The organism is Caulobacter sp. HJHS_5, from assembly GCF_056683955.1.
Genome location: NZ_JBWZNC010000007.1, coordinates 119239 through 143465, shown reverse-complemented (window position 1 = coordinate 143465; position 24227 = coordinate 119239). Strand labels below are relative to the sequence as shown.

Here is a 24227-nt window from a genome sequence, read left to right as displayed (position 1 = left end):
TCAGGAGAATTTGGGCCGGAACGGCCGCGGGCTCCAGCCGAAGTCCCGCACCGCCGCCGAGCTGTCGAAGGTCAGGTCGCTGTCCATGCGCGCGCCCATGGCGGCGGTGGCGCCGGGCAGCAGCGGCGCGGCGAGCTTCAATCCCAGGGCCCAGAGCGCCGGCGGCAGGTTGACGATGCGCGGCGGCTTGCCGAGGCCTTCGAAGATCCGTTCGGCCATGACGCGGTAGGTCAGGGTTTCGGCTCCGGAAAGATCGTAGGCGCGGTTGCGGGCGGCCGGCTCGCGGGCGGCGGCGATCGCGGCGGCGGCCAGGTCGTCGGCGTGCACCGGCTGGCGCAGCCCGCCCCCGAGACCGGAGAGCGGTAGGACGCCGAGCTTACGGATCAGGCCGGCCAGGCGGCTGACGTTTCCGTCGCGCCCCTCGGCATAGATCATCGTCGGCCGCAGGATCGTCCAGTCGACGCCGTTGGCCTCGCAGAAGCCGATGGTCAGAGCCTCCCCTTCCGCGAGATCGCGCGCCGTCTCCCGCTCACCGGCGTCCGGCGAGTGCTCCTTGGTGAAGCGACTGGTCGAGGAGAAGGCGACGAGGCGGGTCATGCCGCGCGCCTTCAGGGCGGCCAGGGCCTGGGGCAGACACCAGATCGGCGACAGGGCGAACACGGTGTGAGCGAACGGCAGGGCCGCCTCGAGATCGGGCCATGACAGGTCGGCCTCGATCCAGCGCGGATCGTTCGGCGGCGGCCGCCGGCTCAGGGCCGCCGCGTCGCAGCCGTCCGCCGCCAGCCGCCCCAGCAGGAAGCCGCCGACGAGGCTGGTCGCCCCGGTCACCAACACCGGACTGTCGATCTTCATGCCGCTATAGTGCCGCCGACATCGGAGGCCGCCAATGACTGAAGAAGAATTCCGCGCCGTCGCCCTGTCCCTGCCCGGCGCCGAGGAGGGAACCAGCTACGGCCATCCGTCGATCAAGGTGGCCGGTAAATTCCTCACCCGCTGGCGCAAGGAGGACGACAGCGCCGTCCTGTCCTGCGTGCCGCACGACGAGCGCGAGATGCTGATGGAGGCCGATCCGGCCACCTTCCATTTCACCGAGCACTACCGGAACTACGACTATGTACTCGCCCGCCTGCCGGGCCTGACGCCGGATCAGCTGCGCGGCTTCCTGATGCGACGCTGGCGGCAAATCGCCCCGCGCAAGCTGGTCAAGGCGCTGGACGCCTCCTAACTCACCGTTTCCATCCCAAGCCTCAGGACGATCCCATGCACAGCGTTCCCGCCGCCGGCGTCGAGATTCCGGCCATCGGCTTCGGCACCTGGCAGATCGCCAATCCAGACGCCGCCCGCATGGTCGAGGCGGCCCTGAAGCTGGGCTATCGCCACATCGACACCGCCCGCATCTATCGAAACGAGGATGGCGTCGGCGAAGGGCTGCGCCACGGCGGCGTGGCGCGCGAAGACTACTTCCTGACCACCAAGATCTGGACCGACGACTTCAGGGACGGCGACCTGCAGCGCGCCGCCGAGGCCAGCGTCAAGCGGCTGGGCGTCGATCACGTCGACCTGCTGCTGCTGCACTGGCCGAACCCCGCCGTGCCCCTGCGCGAGACGATCAAGGCCCTGAACGCGGTGAAGGCCGCAGGCCTGGCCCGCGCCATCGGCGTCTCCAACTTCACCTCGGCCTTGGTCGAGCAGGCCGTCTCGCTCTCCGACGCGCCGCTGGCCACCGACCAGGTCGAGTACCACCCCTATCTGAAACAGACTGCCGTGAAGGCGGCGCTTGCCCGCAACGGCATGGCCCTGACCGCCTATTCGCCCCTGGCCCAGGGCGCGATCCTCAACGACCCGGTGCTGAAGGCCATCGGCGAGGCCCACGGCAAGAGCGTCACCCAGGTCGCCCTGCGCTGGCTGGTGCAGCAGCCCGGTGTGGTGGCCATTCCGAAGACCCTGAGCGCCGACCGCGCCGCCCAGAACCTCGCGATCTTCGACTTCGCGCTGAGCGAGGCCGAGATGTCCCGCATCGCCGCCCTCGCTCGCCCCGATGGTCGCCAGGCGGACTACGCGGGCCTCTCGCCGGAATGGGACGAGGATTGAGACGGGACTGAGGCTTTCCCTGATCGCCCGTACGCTTTAGCTATCGCGCAGTTCCGAGGAGCGCCTGATGGCTTACCGATCGCTGCGCGAGTTCATGGCCGTGCTGGAGCAGCAGGGCGAACTGGTGCGCGTGAAGCAGCCGGTCTCCACCGTGCTGGAGATGACCGAGATCGCCACCCGCCTCCTGGCGACCGGCGGCCCGGCGGTGCTGTTCGAGAATCCGATCCGCGCGGACGGAACGCCCTCGCCGATCCCGGCCCTGACCAACCTGTTCGGCACGGTCAAACGGGTGGCCATGGGCGTGACCCTGGGCGGTCAGCCGCGCACCACCGCCAAAGAGCTGCGCGAGGTCGGCGAACTGCTGGCCTTCCTGCGCCAACCGCAGCCGCCGCGCGGCCTGAAGGACGCCTTCGACATGCTGCCCATCGCCAAGACGGTGATGGGCATGCGGCCCAACACCGTGAAGTCGGGGGCCGTGCAGCAGGTGGTGCTGAAGGGCGACCAGATCGACCTGAACGCCCTGCCGATCCAGACCTGCTGGCCGGGCGAGCCGGCGCCGCTGATCACCTGGCCGCTGGTGGTCACCAAGGGCCCGTCGGAGAGCCGCGAGGACGACTTCAACCTCGGCATCTACCGCATGCAGGTGCTGGGCAAGGACCGGGCGATCATGCGCTGGCTGGCCCATCGCGGCGGCGCCCAGCACTACGCTCGCCACAAGAAGGCAGGCGCACGCGAGCCGCTGCCGGCCGCCATCGTGCTCGGCGCCGACCCAGGCACGATCCTGGCGGCGGTGACTCCGGTGCCGGACACCCTGTCGGAATACCAGTTCGCCGGGCTGCTGCGCGGCGCCAAGCTCGACCTCGTCCCCTGCAAGACCATCCCGCTGATGGTCCCGGCCCAGGCCGAGATCGTCATCGAAGGCCATGTGCTGCTCGACGAATTCGAGGACGAAGGCCCCTATGGCGACCACACCGGCTACTACAACTCGGTCGAGAAGTTCCCGGTGTTCCAGGCCACCGCGATCACCATGCGGAAGGACCCGATCTATCTGACCACCTTCACCGGCCGGCCGCCGGACGAGCCCAGCGTGCTCGGCGAAGCGCTGAACGAGGTGTTCATCCCGCTGCTGCGCCAGCAGTTCCCGGAGATCACCGACTTCTGGCTGCCGCCCGAGGGCTGCAGCTATCGCATCGCCGTGGTGTCGATGAAGAAGGCCTACCCCGGCCACGCCAAGCGGGTGATGCTCGGCGTCTGGAGCTTCCTGCGACAGTTCATGTACACCAAGTGGGTGATCGTCGTGGACGACGACATCGACGCCCGCGACTGGAAGGACGTGATGTGGGCGGTCTCGACCAAGATGGACCCGGCGCGGGACATCACGGTGATCGAGCACACGCCGATCGACTATCTCGACTTCGCCAGCCCCGACAGCGGCCTCGGCTCCAAGATCGGCCTCGACGCCACCGACAAATGGCCGCCCGAGACCAAGCGCGAATGGGGCGAGGAAATCCGCATGGACCAGGCGGTGGTCGACAAGGTCAGCGCCATGTGGGGCGACCTCGGGCTGCCCGGCGACGGCAAACCTATTTGGAAATAGTCTGATAATCCGAATATGCTCAGACTACGATGAACGCTTCCTGCGCCGACGCCAAGATACGTCTTTCGTTCTAGACCGATATGCCTGCCTGCAAGCAGACTTCATATCTCCGAGCAGCGCAGGAAGTCCCTTCAGGGTCGTTACAAAGAATTGGGTCGAGACCCTATTGCATTCATACCGGCTCGCCTTCGCATAAGCCTCAACGAGGCGTAAAGGGTCGCCACTCGACCGCATCTTTTTTCCTACTGCAGAGAGATATAAACTCAGAGATCTAGCCGCCCTTTCTCTCTCCTCGCCATCAATTGCCATCACTCTAGAGAAGTGATGCATGTAGTCGGGCCCCGGCTCAGAAAACAAAATCACTCGATCTCGCTCTTGGCAGATTTCAGATATATCTTCAGCCGCCTCGATCTCAGAGATACCCAACCCCTCATTAAGAATTAATATCGGCGCATTGGTGACAAGTACTTTTGCTATAAAGAATGGATGTATATCTTCATTGTGACTTGGAAGTATGAAATCCATATTTTGAGCTAAACGATAAGGAGTAGCATATCTCAGCTGCTCAATCCCATGCCTAACATCGTGCTCGTTGGCGCCGCCCTCAAATATTTCAATACCCTTGTAAACGAAATCGAATTTTCTTTCGAATTCCGTTATTTTCGATGAATCCATATAGTACGGCATCATACAGTCCACGAAGGGCAGGGTACCCCCAAGGGTCATAGGCGGGAATTCTATATTAGGATCCCCTAAGAACAATATTTTTTTATGTGGAGATCTGTACTTACATTCCACGAGAGCATCTAAACTGAAATTGATCCCGCCGTCCCTGTCTGTTCCATACCAAGTCGATGCGACGTCTACAGAGCACTCTTTACTCTGACCACCAGCCACTCGAAGAAAGCTATAGTCCGCCTCCACACTCATACCATGCGAAGCCAGTATTTGTGCAACTTCGTATTCTAATGGCACGCCCGAAAGAAGCAGATGCTGCTTCCAGCCCTTTTTCTGATCAGCCATCGCCGCGCCGCCCCAGCTTTTACAAGACAGTTCTAGCTTCGCCTTGAGGCAAATTCCATCTATCGTTGCAACTCCCTCTGCCGTCGCGTTTTGGGAGGCTTGCAGCAACTTGGTGTTGCAGGCCTAGTCCGCGCTTCGCTGATCGGGATCGCCTGCCGATGAATGCCCTTGTCTCCGGTCACGCCGCCGCGCTCTGGGTCGGCCTGCACCTGATCCTGCTGCTGGTGCTGTCGATGCTGGTCGTGCGCCAGCGCCAGAAACACAAGGTGGCGCTCGGCGATGGCGGCGTGCCGGAGCTGGCCCGCGTCAGCCGCGCCTTCGCCAACGCCACGGAATATGTGCCGGCCGGGCTGATCGCCATCGTGGTGCTGGCCGTGCTGGAAGCCCCGCCCCTGGCCATCCATGTGATCGGGTTTCTTCTGCTGGCCGGGCGGGTGATCCACGCCGTCGGCCTGTCGAACAGCGGCGCGGCCTCGATCCCCCGCGCGATCGGGGTGCTGCTGACCTGGATCGCCTACGTCTTCGCCGCCGCGGCGCTGCTGTTCTACGCGATCGCATGAGCCAAAGGTCGCGGCAGGCCAACGTCCGATTGCAGGCGCCCGGCGAGGCGGCCATATAGCCAACCCATGGATGAGAACCTGTTGCATGACGTCGTCTCCGCCGCCCGCGCGGCCGGGGCGGACGCCGCCGAAGCCGTCTTCGCCGAAGGCCAGTCGCTTTCCGTCACCGTACGCCTGGGCGCGCTGGAGGAGGTCGAGCGCGAGGAGAGCCGCGAGATCGGCCTGCGTGTCTTCGTCGGCAAGCGTCAGGCCAGCGTCTCGGGTTCCGACGTTTCGAAGGACGCGCGCGCCAAGCTGATCGAGCGCGCCGTCGCCATGGCGCGCCTGGCGCCGGAAGATCCCTACGCCGGCTTCGCGCCGAAGGAACGACTGGCTCGCGGCCCGTTCCCCGAGCTCGACCTGTTCGACGCCACCGAGCCCAACGCCGAAGCCCTGGAGGCCCGCGCCCGCGAGGCCGAGGACGCCGCCCGCGCCGTGCCGGGCGTCAGCAACTCCGACGGGGGCTCGGCCTCCTGGTCGGCATCCACCTGGCGACTGGTCACCAGCGACGGCTTCGCGGGCCCGCACCAGGCCACCAGCTTCGGCCTTTCCGCCTCGACCATCGCCGGAGAGGGCGCGAGCATGGAGCGCGGCGGCGAGGGCCGCTCGACCCGCCACGCCGCCGACCTGCCCTCGCCGGAGGCCATCGGCCTCGAAGCCGGCAGGCGCGCCGTGCAGCGCCTCGGCGCCCGCAAGATCGCCTCGACCACCGCGCCGGTGATCTTCGAGAACCGGCTCGCCACGGCGCTGTTCGGCCCGTTGCTGAGCGCGGCCAGCGGCCCGGCTGTGGCGCGCGGCGTCTCGTTCCTGAAGGGCCGGCTCGGCCAGCGGATTCTGGCCAAGGGCATCGACATCGTCGACGATCCGCACCGCCCGCGCGGCCTCGGCTCCTTGCCCTTCGACGACGAGGGCGTGGCCAACAAGGCCATGAAGCTGATCGACGACGGCGTCCTGACCACCTGGCTGCTCAACAGCGCCGCCGCGCGCCAGCTCGGCATGGAGACCACGGGCCACGCCTCGCGCGGCCTGGCCGGACCGCCGGGCGTCTCGACCAGCAACGTCACCCTCTCGCCCGGCTCGCGCGATCTCGCCGGTCTGATCGCCGACGCCAAGGCCGGGGTGCTGGTCACCTCGATGTTCGGCCCCTCGCTGAACCCCAACACCGGCGACTGGTCGGTGGGGTGTTCGGGCTTCTGGTTCGAAAACGGCGAGATCGCCTGGCCCGTCACCGAGATCACCGTCGCCGGCAATCTGATGGAAATGTACCAGCGCCTGGTTCCGGGCTCGGACCTCGAGATTCGAGGCTCCGCCAACTCGCCGTCGATTCTGATCGACGGCCTCGCCATCGCCGGCAAGTGACGGGCGGCGGCGACGATCTTGCCCTGCTGATCGACGCCGCCCGCGAGGCCGGCGCCCTGGCGGCGAACCGCCTCGCGGCGGGCGTCACGGTCAAGGCCAAGCCCGGCGGATCGCCGGTGACCGACGCCGACCTCGCCGTCGACGCCCTGCTGCGGCGCCGACTGATGGAGGCCCGCCCGGACTACGGCTGGCTGTCGGAGGAAACGGCGGACGATCCGGCCCGTCTCGCCAAACACCGTGTCTTCGTGGTCGATCCGATCGACGGCACGGTCGCCTTCTTCAAGGGCAAGCCGTGGTGGGCGGTGTCGATCGCCGTGGTCGAGGATGGTCAACCTGCGGCCGGGGTGGTCTACGCCCCCGCCCTGAACGAGCTCTACTCGGCCGCCCTCGGCCAGGGCGCGCACCTCGACGGCGCCCGCCTGCACGCCTCCTCGTGCGAGGCGCTGGAGGACGCGGCGGTGCTGGGCGACGCCCGTGTTCTGGCCGCGCCCGCCTGGCCGGCGATGCGCGTCGCCAGCCGCAACTCCGTGGCCTATCGCATGTGCCTGGTGGCCAGCGGCGCCTTCGACGCCGCCATCGCCCCGACCTCCAAGAACGAATGGGATCTCGCCGCCGCCGACCTCATCGCCCGCGAAGCCGGCGCCCAGTCCACCGACGCGGGCGGCTCATCCTTTGACTACAATCGGCCCGATACGCGGCGCCCGAGCCTGGTTTGCGCCGGACCGGCGCTTCACGCGTTGATCGTCGCACGGCTGACTCGTAACTCAGGCTAGATCACCCGAACGGAGGGGCCGAGATGTCCGACAACCAACTGCTCCACATCGTCCTGGGCGGCGAACTCGACGCCATCGACGGGCACCGCTTCCGCGATCTGGCCAAGGTCGAGTTCGTCGGCGCCTATCCGAGTTACGCCGAGGCGCACAAGGCCTGGAAGGCCCGTGCGCAGCAGACGGTCGACAACGCCCTGATGCGCTTCTTCATCATCCACGCCCACAAGCTGCTCGATCCGCACGAGGACTGAGCCATATCGGGACAAGTCGCGCCTCCCAGGCGTGGACCGATCAACCCGAGCGTGAAACCGGTTCAACGCGCGAGAACCGGCGGCATCCTTAACCAGAGGTTAAGGACCCGGACATGCGACGCGCGATCTTCTCCACTCTGTTGGCGGCCACCTGCCTGGCCGCGGCCGGATGCCATCGCGCCGAAGCCAGCGGCGATGTGCAGCGCGTGCGCGACGGCGTCGCCGCCTTCCGCGCCGGCGACCGCGACCGCCTGACCGACCTGCTCGAGAAGACCGGCGCCTACACGCGCGACAGCGATCCTTGCTCGACCCGCGCCTTCGCCGAGACCCGCCGGGACGCCGTCGTCGACCTGCTCGAGCCGCTGAACCGCGACGACGTGTTCTCGGTCTCCGAAGAGGCCCGCTTCGCCTACCTCGCCCGTCGCGCCCGCCACGTCCGGGTCGCCGAGACGCCCCGCCCCCTGGGCTGCGACGGCGTTTCGCGCCGGACGATGCGCAAGGACTCCACCGAACGTCGCGCGATGCTGACCGCCTATGCCGACGCCGCGGCGCTTTGGCGGCGCGATCTGGAGACTCGCTACGGCGAGGACGAACTGCTTCAGCGCCTGGAGCTAGCGCGCGTCACGCTGCGCAGAAACCACGTGGGTGAGACCCGTCTGAGCAGCGCTTTCGACGGCTCTTCGCGATGGCCGCGGCCTGGTAGAGGCTACTCGCGCCGCAGCAGCTTTTCGGTGACCGCCGTGCCCCACCAGGACGCTTTGAAGTCGCGCTTGATGGCGTCCGGATCGTAGGCGTCGCTCATCACCCAATCGATGAAGCTGAGGCCCTTGGGCTCGGCCTCCTGAAGGTAGCGCTCGAAGACGTAGTCCAGCACTCCGGTCTTGCCGGCCTTCATGTGCAGGGTGCGCAGGCCGAGCTCGCTCATCGCGTCGCGGATCGGCTCGCCGAGATGAAAATGCCGGTAGAAGACGCTCATGATCCCGGCCCGGTCCGCGCCGGACTTGCAGTGCATCAGGGCCGGGTATTCGATCGACTTGAAGAGCTCCCGCGCGCCGAGCACCCGGGCGCGGCTCGGAACCTCCCGCGAGGTGATCACGAAGTCGACCATGGTCAGGCCGAGCCGCTCGCAGGCGTCCTTCTCCAGGGCGTGAAAGCTGCCGTCGAACCCGCCGCGCAGGTTGATGACCGTGCGGACGCCCCGCTTCTTCCACCACTTCAACTGGAACGGCCAAGGCTGGTTGGTGCGCACCAGGTCGGGGCCGATCCAGTGGGCGTTCTGGAAGCCCACCCGCAGATAGGCGTGATCGTTCCACAGATAGTGCAGGGTGGTGCGCAGCCGGCCTGCGAGGGTGGATAGGTCGAAGCCGGCCAAAGCGTGCAAGTCTCCTGACGAGGCCTCTACCTAGGCGCTGTCGCCCGCGCTGCAAAGCGTCGCCGTGGCCGAGTTCAGCTTGACACCGCCCCGCCGCCGTTCGACGCAGGCGCCATGACGACCCTGACCGGCCGCGCGCTGGCCGCCCGACTTTGGCGTGACTACCTGAGCCGCCGCTGGCCGGCCATGGCCGTCGCCGTGCTGGCGGCCGTGATCACGGCGGGCCTGACCGGCGCCCTGACCTGGCTGCTGGGCCCCGCCACCGATGGCATCTTCGCGCGCGGCCCCCGGCCGCACATGTGGCTGGTGCCGGCCGCCATCGTCGGTGTCGCCGCCGTCCGCCTCGTCTGCCAGGCCGTGCAGGCGGGCCTGACCAACCGTGTCGGCCATGGCCTGGTCGGCGATATCCAGACCCAGCTCTACGGCCGCCTGCTGCGCGCCGACCTGGCGCGCCTGCGCAGCGCCCACACCGGGGGCTTCGTCTCCCAGGTGCTCTACGACGCCGGCCTGATCCGCGAGGCGGCGACCAACGGGGTGATCAACTACGCCCAGCACGGCCTCACCGTCGTCGCCATGCTGGTGGTGATGTTCTACCAGGACTGGCTGCTGACCGCCGTCGTCCTGGTCGCCGCGCCCGCCCTCAGCCTCATCACCCGCCGCTTCGCCCGCCGCGCCCGCAAGGCCGCGCACGGGGCCATGGAGGAAACCTCGACCCTCGCCTCGGCGATGATGGAGGGGCTGGACGGGGTAAAGATCGTCAAGATCGCCAATCGCGAAGCCGAGGAGGAGGCCCGCGTCGCCGAGGTGATCGACCGCCGCCAGCGGCACATCATCAAGGGCGCCGACGCCCGGGCCTACGCCTCTCCCGCCACCGAGGCCCTGATGATGGTCGTCACCGCCGTGGTGATCGCCTACGTCGGCTGGCGCGCCCAGACCGGCGGCATGAGCGGCGGCGCCTTCACCAGTTTCATCGTCTCCCTGGCCGCCGCCTCGCAGTCGCTGCGCCAGCTGGCCAATCTGCAGACCGTGATGAGCGAGGGCTCGGCGGCCGCCCGCCGCCTGTTCGAGGCGCTCGACATCGAGCCGGAGGTGCGCGAGGCGCCCGGCGCCCCCGCCCTGCCGGACGGCCCGTCGACCATCCGCTTCGAGGACGTTCGCTTCGCCTATGAGACGGGCGCCCCGGCGCTGGACGGCGTCACCCTGGAAGCCCGGCGCGGCGAGACCGTCGCCCTGGTCGGCCCTTCCGGCGGCGGCAAGTCGACGGCGCTGAACCTGATCCCGCGCTTCTACGACGTCACCTGCGGCCGCGTGACGCTGGACGGGCACGATGTGCGCGAGGTCACCCTCGCCTCCCTTCGCGAACGGATCGCCCTGGTCACCCAGGAGCCGTTCCTGTTCGACGACACCATCGCCGCCAACATCGCCTACGGCCGCCCGGGCGCCACCGCCGACGAGATCGCCGAGGCGGCGCGTCAGGCGGCGGCCCACGACTTCGTCACCGCGTTGCCGAAGGGCTACGACACGCCGGTGGGCGAGGCCGGCGCGCGCCTATCCGGCGGCCAGCGCCAGCGCATCGCCATCGCCCGCGCCTTCCTGAAGGACGCGCCGATCCTGCTGCTCGACGAGGCGACCAGCGCGCTCGACACCGAGAGCGAGGCCCAGGTGCAGGCGGCGCTGGAACGCCTGATGGCCGGCCGCACCACCGTGCTGATCGCCCACCGCCTGTCGACCGTGCGGGCCGCCGACCGCATCTATGTGATCGACCGCGGCCGGGTGGTGGAAGCCGGCGATCACCGCGCCCTGGTTGCCGCCGGCGGCCTCTATGCGCGCCTCGCCCAGTCGCAGGACCTGGATCGGGTCGACGAACCGAAGGCGCCCGCATGATCGACAAGAAGAAGATCGGCCGGTCCAGCGCCGTGCAGTCGGCGCTCGCGACGCTGTTTTCGCTCTACATGCGCTTCGTCTTCGCAACCCTGCGCTGGACGCGCGAGGGCCAGGCGGCGGCGGAGGAGGTGTGGGCGACCGAGGGCGGCGCGATCCTCTGCTTCTGGCACGCGCGCATCCCGCTCTCGCCGAACGCCTGGCCGAAGGACGGCGTCAGGAAGCAGCCGATGCGGGCGCTGATTTCGCTGTCGGCCGATGGCGAGTTCATCGCCCAGGCCATGGAGAAGCTCGGCTTCCCCGCCATCCGGGGCTCGTCGAAGAAGGCTTCGGATCCAGCCAAGAACAAGAACGGCGAGGTCGCCTTCCGCGAGATGATCGTCTGGGTGAAGAACGGCGGCGCCGTGGCCATCACGCCGGACGGCCCGCGCGGCCCCGCGGAGGTGATGCAGCTCGGCACCGCCGGCGTTGCGCGGATGACCGGCGTTCCCGCCCTGATGTGCGGCATCGCCAGCAAGCCCTGCGTGCGGCTGAACACTTGGGACCAGACGGTGATCCCCCTGCCCTTCGCCCGCGCCGCCATGGTCTGGGACGGCCCGCTCCGGGCCAGTCGCGACGACGACCCCGAAGCTCTGGTGGCCGATTGGGCGGCGAGACTGTCGGCCGTCACCGCCCGGGCCGAAGCCTTGCTGAGCGACTGATCGGCGATTGATCGTCCCTGTTCGGGATGGGATGAAGGGACATGGCGCACGACCATCCCCATTCGCATGGGCATGACCACCCGCACGGTCATTCGCATGGCCATGCGCACGGTCATGGCCACAGCCACGCCCCCGCCAACTTCGACCGCGCCTTCGCGATCGGCGCGGGGCTGAACCTTGCCTTCGTCGTCGCCGAGGCCGTCGCCGGGGTCCTGACCCACTCGCTCGCCCTCCTGGCGGACGCGGGCCACAACCTTTCCGACGTGCTGGGCCTGTTCCTGGCCTGGGGCGCGGCGGTGATGGCGCGGCGCGCGCCGACCGCCCGGCGCACCTACGGCCTGCGCAAGGGCACCATCCTGGCCTCGCTGGCCAACGCCGCCCTGCTGCTGGTGGCCGTCGGGGCCATCGCCTGGGAGGCCGTGCGCCGCTTCGGCGAGCCCGAGCCGGTGGCCGCCGGCCCGGTGATGCTGGTCGCCGCCATCGGCGTGGCGATCAATACCGCCACCGCCCTGCTGTTCATGCGTGGGCAGAAGGAAGACCTGAACGTTCGCGGGGCCTATCTGCACATGGCCGCCGACGCCGCCGTCTCCGCCGGCGTGGTCGTCGCCGCCCTGGCCATGCAGTTCACCGGCTGGCTGTGGCTCGATCCCGTGGTCAGCCTGGTGATCGTGGCGGTGATCGTGCTCGGCACCTGGGGCCTGCTGCGCGACAGCCTCGACCTCGCCCTCGACGCCGCCCCGCGCGGCATGGACACCGAGGCGGTGCGCGCCTGGCTGCAACGCCGACCGGGCGTCACCGAGGTGCACGACCTGCACATCTGGGCCATGAGCACCACCGAGACGGCCCTGACCGCCCATGTGATCCGGCCGGCGCCCGACGATGACGCCGACGCCTTCCTGCACGACGTCTGCGCCGGTCTGAACGACGAGTTCGGCATCGGCCACTCCACCCTGCAGGTCGAGCGCGGCACGGGCGCCGACTGCCGCCTTGCCCCGGCGCACGTGGTGTGAGCGTCTCCCTCGGCCTCTACCGCTTGGCCACCAGGCTCGCCGAGCCGGCCCTGCCCTGGCTGCTGAAGGGCCGCGCGCGAAAGGGCAAGGAAGACCTCGCCCGCCTGGGCGAGCGCCTCGGCCGCCCCTCGCAGCCTCGTCCGAACGGTCCGCTGGTCTGGCTGCACGGCGCGAGCCTCGGCGAGAGCCTGTCCCTGCTGCCGCTGATCGACGGCCTGACCGCCGCCCGGCCGGACGCCGAAATCCTGGTCACCGCCGGCACCCTGACCGCCGCCGAGGTGCTGGCAGGCCGCCTGCCCTCCGGCGTGATCCATCAGTTCTCGCCGGTGGACGCCCCCGGCGTCGCGCGCCGCTTCCTCGACCATTGGAGGCCGGATTTGGTGGTGTTCGCCGAGAGCGAGCTGTGGCCGAATCTGCTGTTCGGCGCCAAGGCGCGTGGCGCCCACATGGCCCTGGTCTCGGCCCGCATGACCCAGGCCAGCGCCGACCGCTGGCGCCGCCTCGGCGGGGCCGCGCGCTGGGTGCTGACGGCCTTCGACCTCGTCCTGCCGCAGGACGCCGAGTCCAGCGAACGATTCGAAAGCCTGGGGGCGCGCCCCGTCGGTCAGTTGAACCTGAAGCTGGCGGGCGGGCCGCCACCGGTCGATCCCGCGCAGTTCGCCGCCCTGCGCCAGGCCGCCGCCGGCCGCCCGGTGCTGCTCGCCGCCAGCACCCACGCGGGCGAGGACGAAATCGTGCTGGAGGCCTTCGCCCACATCCGCACCCTGCAGCCGGACGCCTTGCTGGTGATCGCGCCGCGCCATCCGACCCGGGCGCTGGAGGTGCTGACCCTGGCCCGCGCCAGCGGCTTCACCGCCGACCGCCGCACCGAAGCCGCGTTCGGCGCCTCCGACGTCCATATCGCCGACACCCTGGGCGAACTCGGCCTGTGGTTCGCCCTCGCCGACCTGTCGCTGGTCGCCGGCTCCCTGGTCCCCGACATCGGCGGCCACAACCCGATGGAGCCGGCGCGCCTGGCCCGTCCGTTCGTTTCCGGTCCCCACGTGGAAAGCTGGCGCGGCGTCTACGCCGCGCTCGAGGCGGCCGACGCCCTGGTCACCGTGGCCGACGCCCGCGCCCTGGCCGGCGCCTTCCTGGCCGCCATCGCCGAGCCCTCGATCGCCGCCGAACGGGCCGAGCGCGCCCGCGCCTTCGCCGCCGGTCAGGGCGAGGCCCTGGAGGGGGCGATCGCCCAGTTGGCGGCCCTGCTGCCGGCGCCCACCGCATGAAGCTGCGCACGCCGCGCTGGTGGTATCTCCGCCACGCGCCCGCCCCCGTCACCCGCGCCCTGCTGCGCCCACTCTCATGGCTCTGGGCCTGGGCCACGGCGCGCAGGATCGCTCGCGCCATCCCCGCCGATCCGGACGTCCCGGTGATCTGTGTCGGCAACCTCACCGTCGGCGGCGTCGGCAAGACGCCGATCGTGCGCGCCCTCGCGCTGCGGCTGGCCGAAGCGCACGGCCTGTCGCGCGGTTATGGAGGCTCGCTGGAGGGGCCGGTGCGGATCGATCCGGCCGTGCACACGGCGGCCGAGGTCGGCGACGAAGCCTTGATGCTGGCCCATGACTTTCCGATGTGGATCGCCCGCGATCGTGCGGCGGGCGCCCGCGCCGCCGCCCAAGCCGGCGCCCAAGTGGTGGTGATGGACGACGGCCACCAGAACCCCAGCGTGAAGAAAGCCCTGTCGCTGGTCGTCGTCGATGGCGAGACGCGCGGCCAGGAATGGCCGTTCGGCGACGGCGCTGTCTTTCCGGCCGGGCCGATGCGCGAGCCGCTGAAGGCGGGGCTGGCCCGCGCCGACGCGGTGATCGTTCTGCTGCCCGCCGACCTGCCCGAGGCCGATCCGGAACTCCTCGCCCTGTTCGCCGGCAAGCCCGTGTTGATCGCGCGGCTGGAGCCGGCCGGCCCGCCGCCGCCCGGCCCGCAGGTCGGCTTCGCCGGCATCGGCAAGCCGTGGAAGGTGGAGCGCGCCCTCAAGGCGGCCGGCTGCGAACTGGCCGACTTCGCCCCCTTCCCCGACCACGGGACCTATGACGAGGCGACCCTGCGCTTCCTGGCCGACCGGGCGGCGCTCTATGGCGCAGGTCTGGTGACGACGGAAAAGGATTGGGTGAGACTGCCGGCCGAATGGCGTGGGCGTGTCATCGCCTGGCCGGTGGTCGCGCGTTTCGAAGACCAAGCCGCGCTCGACGCGGTGCTGCGAACGGGAGGGGTGTGATGAAAAGCGTTCTGGCGACGGCGGCGCTCCTGGCCGTGCTTTCAACCCTGCCCGCGGCGGCCCAGACAACGACCTCGCCGGCCGAGGCCTGCGCCCGGCTTTCCGGACTGGCCATCCCCGCCTCCGCCATCGGCCTGCCAACCACCGGGGCGACGGTGGCCTCGGCCGTCCTCACGCCCGCCGCCGGCGCGGTCGGCGAGTATTGCGCGGTGAAGGGCTGGATTTTGCCGGTCTCACCGGACGCGCCGCGTACGGAGTTCCAGGTCAACCTGCCGACGGCGTGGAACAACAAGGCCGCCCAGCTCGGCGGCGGCGGCTACGACGGCTCGCTGGTCACCGGCCTCGGTCCCGCGGCCCTGCAACCGGACAGCCTGCCGACGCCCCTGGCGCGCGGCTACGTCACCCTCGGCAGCGACGGCGGCCACAAGGGCGGCCCGGGTTTCGACGGGACCTTCGCCCTCAACGAGGAGGCCCTGCGCAACTACGGCCAGCAGTCTGTGAAGAAGACTCACGACGCGGCCATGGCGGTGATCAAGGCGCGCTACGGCGCCGCGCCCAAGCGGTTCTACTTCGTCGGCGCCTCGCAAGGCGGCCACGAGGCCCTGGACGCGGCCGCCCGCTATCCGGCCGATTACGACGGCGTGGTCGCCAATTATCCGGCCTACAACATCACCATGCTGCAGCTAGGCTCGTGGAATGTCGGCAAGGCGCTCTACGAGAACGGCGGGGCCGGCTGGCTGAACCCCGCCAAGACCAAGCTGCTGACCGACGCGGTGCTGGCCGCCTGCGACGACCTCGACGGCGCCAAGGACGGGATCATCTCGAACGTGAAGGGCTGCACCGGCGCGTTCGGCATCGCCCGGGTGCGCGCGACGCTGCGCTGCCCCGAAGGCCGCGACGCCGGCGACGCCTGCCTCTCGGACGCCCAGATCGCCGCCGTCGAGAAGATTGCCGCGCCCCTGAAATTGCCCTACGCCGTGCAGGGCGCCACGGAATTTCCCGGCTGGGCCGTCCTCGAAGGTTCGCTGTTCCAGGGCGGTTCGACCTTCGGCAAACGCGCCGTTCCGACCAATCCGCCCACCGGCGACGACGCCCTGCTGTTCAATGTCGGCGCGGCCTTCATCAAATACTTCGTCACCCAGCAGCCGGACTTCGACGCCCTGACCTTCCGGCCGGAAGCTTTCCAGGCCCAGGTGCAACGGGCCGGATCCATCGTCGACGTCACCGACGTCGACCTGACCCCCTTTCGCCAGAAGGGCGGCAAGATTCTGCTGACCCACGGCACGACGGACGACTTCATCACGCCGCACAACAGCGTCGACTACTACAACCGCCAGGTCGCCAGGCACGGTCAGGCCGGCCTCGACGGGTTTCTGCGCTTCTACATGATCCCGGGGCTGAGCCATGGCTTCGGCGTGTTCAACGCCAAGTACGACGGCCTGGGCGAGATCGACCGCTGGGTCGAAAGCGGCCGCGCGCCGGGCGAATTGATCGCAACGGACGGCAACAAGGACGCGCACCGCGCGCGGCCGATGTGCCTCTACCCAGCCTGGCCGAAGTACAGGGGCGCGGGTTCGCTGGACGACGCGGCCAGCTTCAGCTGCGTGCGGGAATAGGCGCTAACGCGCAAACCTCCCAACCTTCGTCATGCTGAGCTGCGCCGCAGGCGCTAGTCGAAGCACGCAGGGCGGCGCCACGATGCGTCCTTCGACTGGCCCGCTGACGCGAGCCGCTCAGGATGACGAAGTCTTTTGGAGCTCCCTAGAGCGCCCGCCAACCGATGTCGCTGCGGTAGAAGCCGCCCGGCAGGTTGATCGCGCCGAGGGCGGCGTAGGCGATGTCGCGCGCCTCGGAGAGATTGATCCCCTTCGCGCAGACCCCCAGCACCCGACCGCCGGACGCCACCAGCGCCCCATCCTCGCGGCGGGCCGTCCCGGCGTGGAAGATGGTCGCCTCGACGCCGAAGTCGTCCTCGGCGTCCTCGATGACGCCGCCGGTCTTCGGAGCCTCGGGATAGCCCTCGGCCGCCAGCACCACGCAGATCGACGATTCCTCGCTCCAGTCCGGCGCCGGCCGGCCGGCGAGGTCGCCCGTCGCGGCGGCGAGCAGGTAAGGGACGATGTCGCTGTCGAGGCGCAGCATAAGGGCCTGGCATTCCGGATCGCCGAAGCGGGCGTTGAACTCCACCAGCTTCGGCCCCTGATCGGTCAGCATCAGCCCGGCGTAGAGCACGCCGCGATAGGGCATGCCCTCGGCCGCCATGCCGCGCACTGCCGGCAGCACCAGCTTGTCGAACGCCTGCTGCGCCAGGGCGTCGGTCAGCACCGGCGGCGGCGAATAGACGCCCATGCCGCCTGTATTCGGACCCGTGTCGCCGTCGTAGGCCCGCTTGTGATCCTGGGCCGCGCCGAACGGGATGGCCGTCTCGCCGTCGCAGAGGGCGAACAGCGAGGCCTCCTCGCCGTGCATGAACTCCTCGATGACCACGCGGGCGCCGGCCGAGCCGAAACGGCCGCCCAGCATGTCGATCACGGCGGCGTCGGCCTCCTCGCGCGTCTGGGCGATGACCACGCCCTTGCCGGCCGCAAGGCCGTCGGCCTTGATCACATAGGGCGCGGTCAGGCCGTCGAGGAAGGCGGCCGCGCCGCTGGCCTGTTCGAACACGCCGAAGGCGGCGGTGGCCAGGTTGTGACGATCGCAGAACGCCTTGGTGAAGGCCTTCGAGGTCTCCAGCTGAGCGGCGGCCTTGGTCGGGCCAAAGCAGGGGATGCCCAGTTCGGCGAGCCGGTCGGCGAGACCCGCCTCGAGCGCGACCTCCGGGCCGACGACCACCAGATCGGCGGCGATCTCCTGCGCCAGGGCCGCGAGGCCGGCGGCGTCATCGGCCTTCACGGCGCGCAGCTCGGCCGCCTGGGCGATGCCGGGATTGCCGGGCGCGGCGACGAGCCGCTTCACCAGCGGCGACTGGGCGATTTTCCAGGCCAGGGCGTGCTCGCGGCCGCCGGAGCCGATCAGCAGGATGTTCATGCGCGCGGTCTGGCGTGCTCAGGCGAAGCGGTCAAGCACAGGAACCGCCCTCGCCCCCCACGCAGCGCTTCTAGCCTTCCATGTCCAGCGAATAGCCGGCCGAACGCACGGTGCGGATCGGATCCTCACCGCCGTGGCTCATCAGCGCCTTGCGCAGGCGACCGATGTGGGCGTCGACCGTGCGGGCCTCGACGTAGACATCCGAGCCCCAGACGGCGTTGAGCAGTTGCTCGCGGCTGAACACCCGGCCCGGATGCTGCATCAGGTGGTCGAGCAGCTTGAATTCGGTGGGGCCGAGGTGGATGTCCTTGCCCAGGCGCTTCACGCGGTGGGCCACGCGATCGACCACGATGTCGCCGTGGTTCAGCTGATCGTCGGCCAGGCCCGGGCGGATGCGGCGCAGCACGGCGCGGACCCGAGCGGTCAGCTCCACCATCGAGAACGGCTTGACCACATAGTCGTCGGCCCCGGTGTCGAGGCCGCGGATGCGGTCGCCCTCTTCGCCGCGGGCGGTCAGCATGATGATAGGGGTGTTGCGGGTGGCGGGCCGCGCCCGCAGCCGTCGGCAGACCTCCACCCCCGAAACCTTGGGCAGCATCCAATCGAGCAGGACGAGGTCCGGCGCCGCTTCGTCGGCGAGCATGAGCGCCTCCTCGCCATCCATGGCGACGCGGACGCTGTAGCCCTCCTTGTCGAGGTTGTACTGCAGCAGGGTGGCGAGAGCGTCCTCGTCTTCCACCACCAGCACGCTGGCCTGGGCCGATGCGATCACGTCGGGAGGGTCTCCAGTTTGGGTCGCTTGCTGGCGATTTCTTCGCCGGTCAGTTCGAAGTGAATGACCTCGGCGATGTTGGTGGCGTAGTCGCCGATCCGTTCGAGGTTCTTGGCGATGAACAGCAGGTGGGCGCTGGCCGTGATCGTGCGCGGGTCGCCCATCATGTAGGTGAGCAGTTCGCGGAACAGGCTGTTGTAGTGTTCGTCGACCTCCTCATCGCGGCTCCACACGGCGATGGCGCGGTCGAGGTCGGAGGCGGAATAGGCGTCCAGCACGTCCTTCAGGCGGGCGGCGACCAAGCGGCCCATGCGGTCCATGGAGCGCGAAAAGGGGGTCAGGGGCTCGGCGTCGGCCAGCACCAGGCTGCGCTTGGCGATGTTCTTGGCCAGGTCGCCGCAGCGCTCGAGCGTCATCGACAGCTTCAGGGCGGCCACGGCGTGGCGCAGGTCCACGGCCATCGGCTGGCGCAGGGCGATCAGGCGGAAGGTTGCGCGCTCGATTTCCTTCTGGAGGTCGTCGAGCTTCTGGTCGCGGGCGACCACGGTCTTGGCCAGGGCGACGTCGCGACGGGACAGGGCGTCCAGCGAATCGGAAACCTGAGCTTCGGCCAGACCGCCGAGGCGCGCGACGTCGGACGTCAGCTGCTTCAGCTCGTCGCCGTAGGATCGGACGATATGCTCATTCATGACAGGCTCTCCGGACCCATCGCTCCAACGTGGAGCGATCGACCCCGACCATACCGGCGTGCGAGCCTTCTGCGCGAGCACCGCTGCAGTTTCGAGACAGTTTCGCGACGTTTTTTCTACAGCGCCCCGCCTTGGCCGCCATCCGCGCGGGGAAGCCAGACGCTGAACGTGGCGCCTGCCCCCGGAACGCTCTCCACACCCAGCCCGCCACGGTGACGATTGACGATATGTTTGACGATCGCGAGACCCAGCCCTGTGCCCAGCTTCTCGCCGCTTTTCTGACCTTCGACACGGTAGAAGCGCTCGCTTAGGCGCGGGAGATGCTCGCGCGCCAGGCCTGGCCCCGAATCGGAGACCTGCAGCAGGACGTAGCGGCGGCCTTCCACGTGGTCGGGATCCAGCAAGGAGAACCGCGACGCCGCCGGATCGCGCACGGTCATCGCGTCCGCGGCCGAGATGTCGGCGGAGACGACAATCCGCACCGCCGTGTCCCGCGGGGAATATTTGATCGCGTTGTCCACCAGATTGCGGATCACCTGCACGATCTGGTCGCGATCACCGACGATCAACGCCGCGCCCACGGCCGGCAGCGAGGGCGCGAGGACGACGCCCGCCTGGCGGACCAGGGGGGTCAGGGCGTCGACCACGTCGGTGACCGCCAGGGTAAGGTCCACCTGGCCGAGCGGGGTGATGTGCTCATTGAGTTCGATCCGCGACAGGCTCATCAGATCGTCGATCAGCCGCGACATGCGGCCCGCCTCGGCCTGCATCACGCCGAGGAAGCGATCACGGGCCTTTGGGTCGTCTTTGGCGTGGCCGCGCAGGGTTTCGATGAAGCCGATCAGCGAGGCCAGCGGGGTGCGCAGCTCGTGGCTGGCGTTGGCCAGGAAATCGGCGCGGCGGCGCTCTCCACGCACGGCGTCGGTCTCATCCGAAAACGTCAGCAGGGCCAGACGCGGACCGGTCGCCGGGTCGCCCAGCGGGCGGGCCAGGGCGCGCCAGACCCGGTCCTGGGAACCCCCGGCTTCATAGACCGACCGCGCCTCGATGCGGCCGAACAGGGCCTCGTCCACCGCTTCCAGCACCCCTGGGTCGCGCACCAGGTTGATCAGGCCGATGCGCCGGTTCGGCGCGCCGAACAGGGCGCGGGCGGCGGCGTTGGCGAACAGCACCTCCGGTCCGCCGGCGCGAGCGGCGGCGATCACCGCCACCGGGTCGGGCAGGCGTTCTAGCGCGGCCTCATGCAGGGGATCGGGCGCGGCCGACGACGGCGCGGCGGCGGGCTGGGGCGACGACGCGCTCGACGGCGCCGAGAAGACGGCGGTCAGCCGGGACAGAAAGCTGGACTGCGACATCGCTCGGCGGAAAGCCCCCTCGTCTCGGGCGACGCAGATATGGCGCCCGCGACGCGCTTGGGATAGACGACGATACACGTGGAGGCGCGCGCCTTTTTCGACGCGCAGGCCTAAGCGACGCAATTTCGCCGCAAGGGCGCTCGACGTAGTCGGCGTCGAGTTATTCGGGGTGTCTGGGTAAACATGCAGCGCAAGCTACTGGCCACCGTCGCCGCCACCCCGCTTTTGCTTTGGGGCTCGGCGAGTCTGGCCGAAGTCACGATCACCGACGTCCGGACCACCGGCGTGACGACCGCCACGGCGACCGCGACCGGCGCCGACGACATCCGCGTCACCGATACCGGCGCGATTCGCCTGACCTCCGCCGGCGCCGCCATCACACTGAACAGCAACAACAACGTCACCAATAACGGCAACGTCCTCACCACCGACATCAACGATACGATCGGGATCCTGGTGCTGGGCGGATACACCGGCAAGGTGACGAACGACGCCGCCCTCTTCGGCTTCGACACGGTCACGGCCGAGGACAAGGACAACGACGGCGATCTCGACAGTCCGCTCGCCGTCGGCTCGGGCCGTTATGGGATTCGGATCGTCGGACCGGGCGCCTTCACCGGCGATATCATCAACTCCTTCACCGGCAACATCGGCGTCCGCGGCGCCGACTCCAAGGGGATCAGCGTCGAGACGAGCGTCGTCGGCAGCATCCTCAACCAAGGCGTGATGACCATCGTCGGCGATCGGGCGCGCGGGATCGACATCAAGGCCGCGGTCAGCGGCGACGTGACCTCCACGCGCACGGTCAGCGTCACCGGCGACGGCGCCATCGGCATCGATGTCGGCGCCGACATCGGCGGTCAGCTGCGCATTCAGAGCACGATCACCACCTACGGCTATCGCTACATCGACCGCCCGTTCTTCGCCGAAGATCGCGCCAAGCTGGACGCCGACGACCTGCTGCAAAGCGGCCCCGCCGTGCGCATCACCAGCAATATCGGCAAGGGTCTGTTCTTCGACGCCCCGCCGCCAGACCTGATCCCCGACGACGGCAAGTCCGACACCACCACCGATTCCGACGAGGATGGCGACGGCACGGCGGACATTCTCGAAAGCACCGGCGGTCTGGTGATGTACGGCGGCGCCCCGGCCCTGGCCATCGGATCGGACACGCAGTCCGTGACCCTGGGCGCGGTGGGTTCGGGCGCGCTGAACTACGGCATCGTCAACCTCGGCGGCATCTCGGCCAACGGCGTCTATGACGGCGTCGCCGCGACGGGCGTCCTGATCGGCGGCTCCACCGGCCAATCGGTCGTCATCGCCAACGGCATCCGCAACGCCGGCAGCATGGGCGCGACGAGCTATGAGGCCGACGCCGTCGGCCTGCACCTGATGGCGGGCGCCCAGGTCGACAAGCTGGTCAACGAAGGCTCGATCTCCGGCGCCACCATTTCGGAAGGCACGTTCAACGGCCGCGGCATCCTGGTGGAGCAGGGCGCGACGCTCAACAGCCTGGTGCTGGGGAAGGGCGCCCAGGTCAGCGGCGGGGTTTCCGGCGAGAAGAGCACCGCCATCGCCATCGAGGATCGTTCGGGGACGCTGCGCAGCATCGAAAACAGCGGCCGGATCGGCGCCTTCATCAGCCAGACCGACGACCTCGACGATAAGGACGACGCCGACACCGATCCCTCCAACGAGGTGGTCACCGGCAAGGCCATCGCCTTGGACCTGCGCGCCGCGACGGGCGGAGTCACCATCCGCCAGACCGGCGTGACCGACGGTGATGACGGCGCCGACGGCGTTTCCGACGGCGACGTCGATGGCGACGGCGTCGATGACTCGGACGAGCCGTCGATCAGCGGCGATATCCTGCTGAGCGCCCACAACGATGTGCTGGACGTGCAGAACGGCACGGTCATCGGCGCCATCAACTTCGGCGGGGGCCAGGACACGCTGTCGATCAGCGGCGGGGCGATCGTCAGCGGTCAGATCAGCGATCCCGGCGGCAGCCTGGCCGTGAACCTCGGCCAGGGCACGCTTTCGGTCACCAACCCGGACCCCCTGCAGCTGAGCAGCCTCAATATCGCCAACGGCGGTACGCTTCTGATCAGCGCCGACCCGGCGGCCGGGACCAACACCAAGCTGATCGTCTCCGGCGCCGCCAACATCGATTCGGGCGCCAAGATCGGCCTGACGCTGAAGAGCGTGATGGACAGCCCGACCCGGTTCACGGTGATCGAGGCCGGTTCCCTGACCGCCGGATCCATCAATCCGGATCTCGTGGGTCTGACGCCCTACCTCTATATCGCCCAGGCCACGGCGGATCAGGGGGCGGGCAAGGTCTATCTCGACGTTCGCGCCCGCACCGCCGCGGAACTCGGCTTCAACGCCTCGCAGGCCAGCGCCTATGGCGCCGTGCTGAAGGCCGTGGGCGGCGATGACGGGATCGAGGCCGCCATTCTCGGCCAGACCACGCGCGCCGGTCTGGTCGGCATCTACAATCAGATGTTGCCCGACACCGGCGAAGGCATGTTCTCTGCGATCGAGACCGCCAACCAACTGATGGCGCAGGCGACCTCCAATCGCCCGGATCCGCACGAGCGCTACGGCCCCGACAGCTTCTGGGTCCAGGAGATCAACACCCTGATCCGCCGCGACGACGGCGAAACGCTCGGCTCGGACAGCCAGGTGTTCGGCTTCATGGGCGGCTACGAGAGCATGAGCACCAACGGGGGCGCCCTCGGCCTGACCCTCGCCTATGTCAACGTCGAGGAGCACGACAGCGCGGCCGTGGTCGGCGAGCGCACCACAGCCTCCGTGGTGCAGGGCGGCGTCTATTGGCGCCGGGCGATCGGCGGTCTGTCGCTGAACGCGGGCGCGGGCGGCGGCTACGCCTGGTTCGACGGCACGCGTCGGATCATCGCGGGCGACGCCGACAGAAACGGCGAAGCCGACCTTATCCGCACGAACAACGCTGACTGGACCGGAACGACCGGCAACGCCTTCGCGGGCGTGTCCTATCAGGCGATGCTGGGCCGCTTCTACGCGCGCCCGGAAATGCGGATGGACTACCTTTATCTGAAGGAAGGCGATCGCCGGGAAAGCGGCGGCGGCACGGCGATGGATCTGCTGATCAAGTCGCGCAGCGCCTCCAACCTCTCCGGCGAAGCAGCCCTCACCTTCGGCGCCAACTTCGGTCGCGACGTTTGGATCCGCCCGGAAATCCGCGTCGGTTACCGCCAGACGCTGTCGGGTCAGCTCGACAGCACCATTGCTCAGTTCAGCGGCGGCACGCCTTTCGTCATCGATCCGCAGAACCAGGACGACGGCGCCATGACGCTGAACATCGCCCTGCGCAGCGGCACGGCGATGTCCTACCTCGCCGTCGAGGCCGGGGCCGAGGCCCGTAAGAAGCAGAAGCGCTACAACCTCCGTCTCAACGGACGGGTGATGTTCTGAACCTGACGTCCGGC

General features: G+C 69.0%; 22 protein-coding genes. 15 read left to right on the top strand and 7 right to left on the bottom strand.

What is annotated here, in order from left to right; genetic code table 11:
- The gene (locus ACFLIT_RS14785; protein ID WP_479912017.1) at positions 1-852 is read right to left on the bottom strand and encodes an NAD-dependent epimerase/dehydratase family protein; all 852 of its coding nucleotides are present in this window, start codon (positions 850-852) and stop codon (positions 1-3) included.
- Between the two features lie 34 nt (positions 853-886).
- Between ACFLIT_RS14785 and ACFLIT_RS14780 the strand changes: the two genes are divergently transcribed.
- From ACFLIT_RS14780 to ACFLIT_RS14770, 3 genes are all read left to right on the top strand, one after another.
- A complete protein-coding gene (locus tag ACFLIT_RS14780; RefSeq protein ID WP_479912016.1) occupies positions 887-1225 on the top strand; it encodes an MmcQ/YjbR family DNA-binding protein in 339 nt (112 codons plus the stop codon).
- A 35-nt stretch (positions 1226-1260) separates the two neighbouring features.
- Positions 1261-2091 (top strand): aldo/keto reductase, encoded by an 831-nt coding sequence (locus ACFLIT_RS14775; RefSeq protein WP_479912015.1) that lies wholly within the window; start codon positions 1261-1263, stop codon positions 2089-2091.
- 67 nt (positions 2092-2158) lie between these two features.
- Complete coding sequence (locus ACFLIT_RS14770) at positions 2159-3688, top strand: UbiD family decarboxylase (RefSeq protein WP_479912014.1); 1530 nt, start codon at positions 2159-2161, stop codon at positions 3686-3688.
- A 24-nt stretch (positions 3689-3712) separates the two neighbouring features.
- Here ACFLIT_RS14770 and ACFLIT_RS14765 read toward each other — a convergent pair whose 3' ends face one another.
- Positions 3713-4819 carry a hypothetical protein gene (locus tag ACFLIT_RS14765; RefSeq protein WP_479912013.1) on the bottom strand — a complete coding sequence of 369 codons (1107 nt, stop codon included), beginning with the start codon at positions 4817-4819 and terminating at the stop codon, positions 3713-3715.
- 50 nt (positions 4820-4869) lie between these two features.
- On the opposite strand from ACFLIT_RS14765, the gene ACFLIT_RS14760 reads away from it, so the two are divergent.
- From ACFLIT_RS14760 to ACFLIT_RS14740, 5 genes are all read left to right on the top strand, one after another.
- Positions 4870-5271, top strand: a complete 402-nt coding sequence (locus tag ACFLIT_RS14760; RefSeq protein WP_479912012.1) for an MAPEG family protein — start codon at positions 4870-4872, stop codon at positions 5269-5271.
- A gap of 66 nt (positions 5272-5337) precedes the next feature.
- Positions 5338-6669 carry a TldD/PmbA family protein gene (locus tag ACFLIT_RS14755; RefSeq protein WP_479912011.1) on the top strand — a complete coding sequence of 444 codons (1332 nt, stop codon included), beginning with the start codon at positions 5338-5340 and terminating at the stop codon, positions 6667-6669.
- Entirely contained in the window at positions 6666-7442 is a 777-nt protein-coding gene (locus ACFLIT_RS14750) for a 3'(2'),5'-bisphosphate nucleotidase CysQ (RefSeq protein WP_479912010.1), read from the top strand. Before ACFLIT_RS14755 ends, ACFLIT_RS14750 begins: the two co-directional genes overlap by 4 nt.
- A 23-nt stretch (positions 7443-7465) precedes the next feature.
- Positions 7466-7690, top strand: a complete 225-nt coding sequence (locus ACFLIT_RS14745) for a DUF4170 domain-containing protein (protein WP_479912009.1) — start codon at positions 7466-7468, stop codon at positions 7688-7690.
- Positions 7691-7803: 113 nt separating this feature from the next.
- Entirely contained in the window at positions 7804-8481 is a 678-nt protein-coding gene (locus tag ACFLIT_RS14740) for a hypothetical protein (protein WP_479912008.1), read from the top strand.
- Here the strand turns inward: ACFLIT_RS14740 and ACFLIT_RS14735 are convergent.
- Positions 8397-9062, bottom strand: a complete 666-nt coding sequence (locus ACFLIT_RS14735) for a fused DSP-PTPase phosphatase/NAD kinase-like protein (RefSeq protein ID WP_479912007.1) — start codon at positions 9060-9062, stop codon at positions 8397-8399. The two genes, ACFLIT_RS14740 and ACFLIT_RS14735, sit on opposite strands and share 85 nt — an antisense overlap.
- 114 nt (positions 9063-9176) lie before the next feature.
- Here ACFLIT_RS14735 and ACFLIT_RS14730 point away from each other — a divergent pair, with 114 nt between their 5' ends.
- The 6 genes from ACFLIT_RS14730 to ACFLIT_RS14705 are packed head-to-tail and all read left to right on the top strand — an operon-like array spanning position 9177 to position 16527.
- Positions 9177-10946: an ABC transporter ATP-binding protein gene (locus ACFLIT_RS14730; RefSeq protein ID WP_479912006.1), complete on the top strand. Its 1770-nt coding sequence runs from the start codon at positions 9177-9179 to the stop codon at positions 10944-10946.
- A complete protein-coding gene (locus tag ACFLIT_RS14725) occupies positions 10943-11644 on the top strand; it encodes a lysophospholipid acyltransferase family protein (RefSeq protein WP_479912005.1) in 702 nt (233 codons plus the stop codon). Before ACFLIT_RS14730 ends, ACFLIT_RS14725 begins: the two co-directional genes overlap by 4 nt.
- A 41-nt stretch (positions 11645-11685) precedes the next feature.
- Positions 11686-12654 carry a cation diffusion facilitator family transporter gene (locus ACFLIT_RS14720; protein ID WP_479912004.1) on the top strand — a complete coding sequence of 323 codons (969 nt, stop codon included), beginning with the start codon at positions 11686-11688 and terminating at the stop codon, positions 12652-12654.
- Entirely contained in the window at positions 12651-13922 is a 1272-nt protein-coding gene (locus ACFLIT_RS14715) for a 3-deoxy-D-manno-octulosonic acid transferase (RefSeq protein ID WP_479912003.1), read from the top strand. The genes ACFLIT_RS14720 and ACFLIT_RS14715 overlap by 4 nt, the downstream gene beginning before the upstream one ends.
- Positions 13919-14911, top strand: coding sequence for a tetraacyldisaccharide 4'-kinase (lpxK, locus tag ACFLIT_RS14710; RefSeq protein WP_479912002.1), 993 nt, complete (start codon positions 13919-13921; stop codon positions 14909-14911). The genes ACFLIT_RS14715 and lpxK overlap by 4 nt, the downstream gene beginning before the upstream one ends.
- Positions 14911-16527 (top strand): tannase/feruloyl esterase family alpha/beta hydrolase, encoded by a 1617-nt coding sequence (locus tag ACFLIT_RS14705; RefSeq protein ID WP_479912001.1) that lies wholly within the window; start codon positions 14911-14913, stop codon positions 16525-16527. The genes lpxK and ACFLIT_RS14705 overlap by 1 nt, the downstream gene beginning before the upstream one ends.
- A 145-nt stretch (positions 16528-16672) precedes the next feature.
- Here the strand turns inward: ACFLIT_RS14705 and purD are convergent, their stop codons facing one another.
- From purD to ACFLIT_RS14685, 4 genes are all read right to left on the bottom strand, one after another.
- Positions 16673-17938 (bottom strand): phosphoribosylamine--glycine ligase, encoded by a 1266-nt coding sequence (purD, locus tag ACFLIT_RS14700; protein ID WP_479912000.1) that lies wholly within the window; start codon positions 17936-17938, stop codon positions 16673-16675.
- A gap of 70 nt (positions 17939-18008) precedes the next feature.
- The gene (phoB, locus tag ACFLIT_RS14695) at positions 18009-18686 is read right to left on the bottom strand and encodes a phosphate regulon transcriptional regulator PhoB (protein ID WP_479912229.1); all 678 of its coding nucleotides are present in this window, start codon (positions 18684-18686) and stop codon (positions 18009-18011) included.
- A 20-nt stretch (positions 18687-18706) separates the two neighbouring features.
- Entirely contained in the window at positions 18707-19399 is a 693-nt protein-coding gene (phoU, locus tag ACFLIT_RS14690; protein WP_479911999.1) for a phosphate signaling complex protein PhoU, read from the bottom strand.
- 116 nt (positions 19400-19515) lie between these two features.
- The gene (locus tag ACFLIT_RS14685) at positions 19516-20754 is read right to left on the bottom strand and encodes a sensor histidine kinase (protein WP_479911998.1); all 1239 of its coding nucleotides are present in this window, start codon (positions 20752-20754) and stop codon (positions 19516-19518) included.
- A 183-nt stretch (positions 20755-20937) separates the two neighbouring features.
- On the opposite strand from ACFLIT_RS14685, the gene ACFLIT_RS14680 reads away from it, so the two are divergent.
- Positions 20938-24213, top strand: a complete 3276-nt coding sequence (locus ACFLIT_RS14680) for an autotransporter family protein (RefSeq protein WP_479911997.1) — start codon at positions 20938-20940, stop codon at positions 24211-24213.
- The last annotated feature ends 14 nt before the right edge of the window (positions 24214-24227 follow it).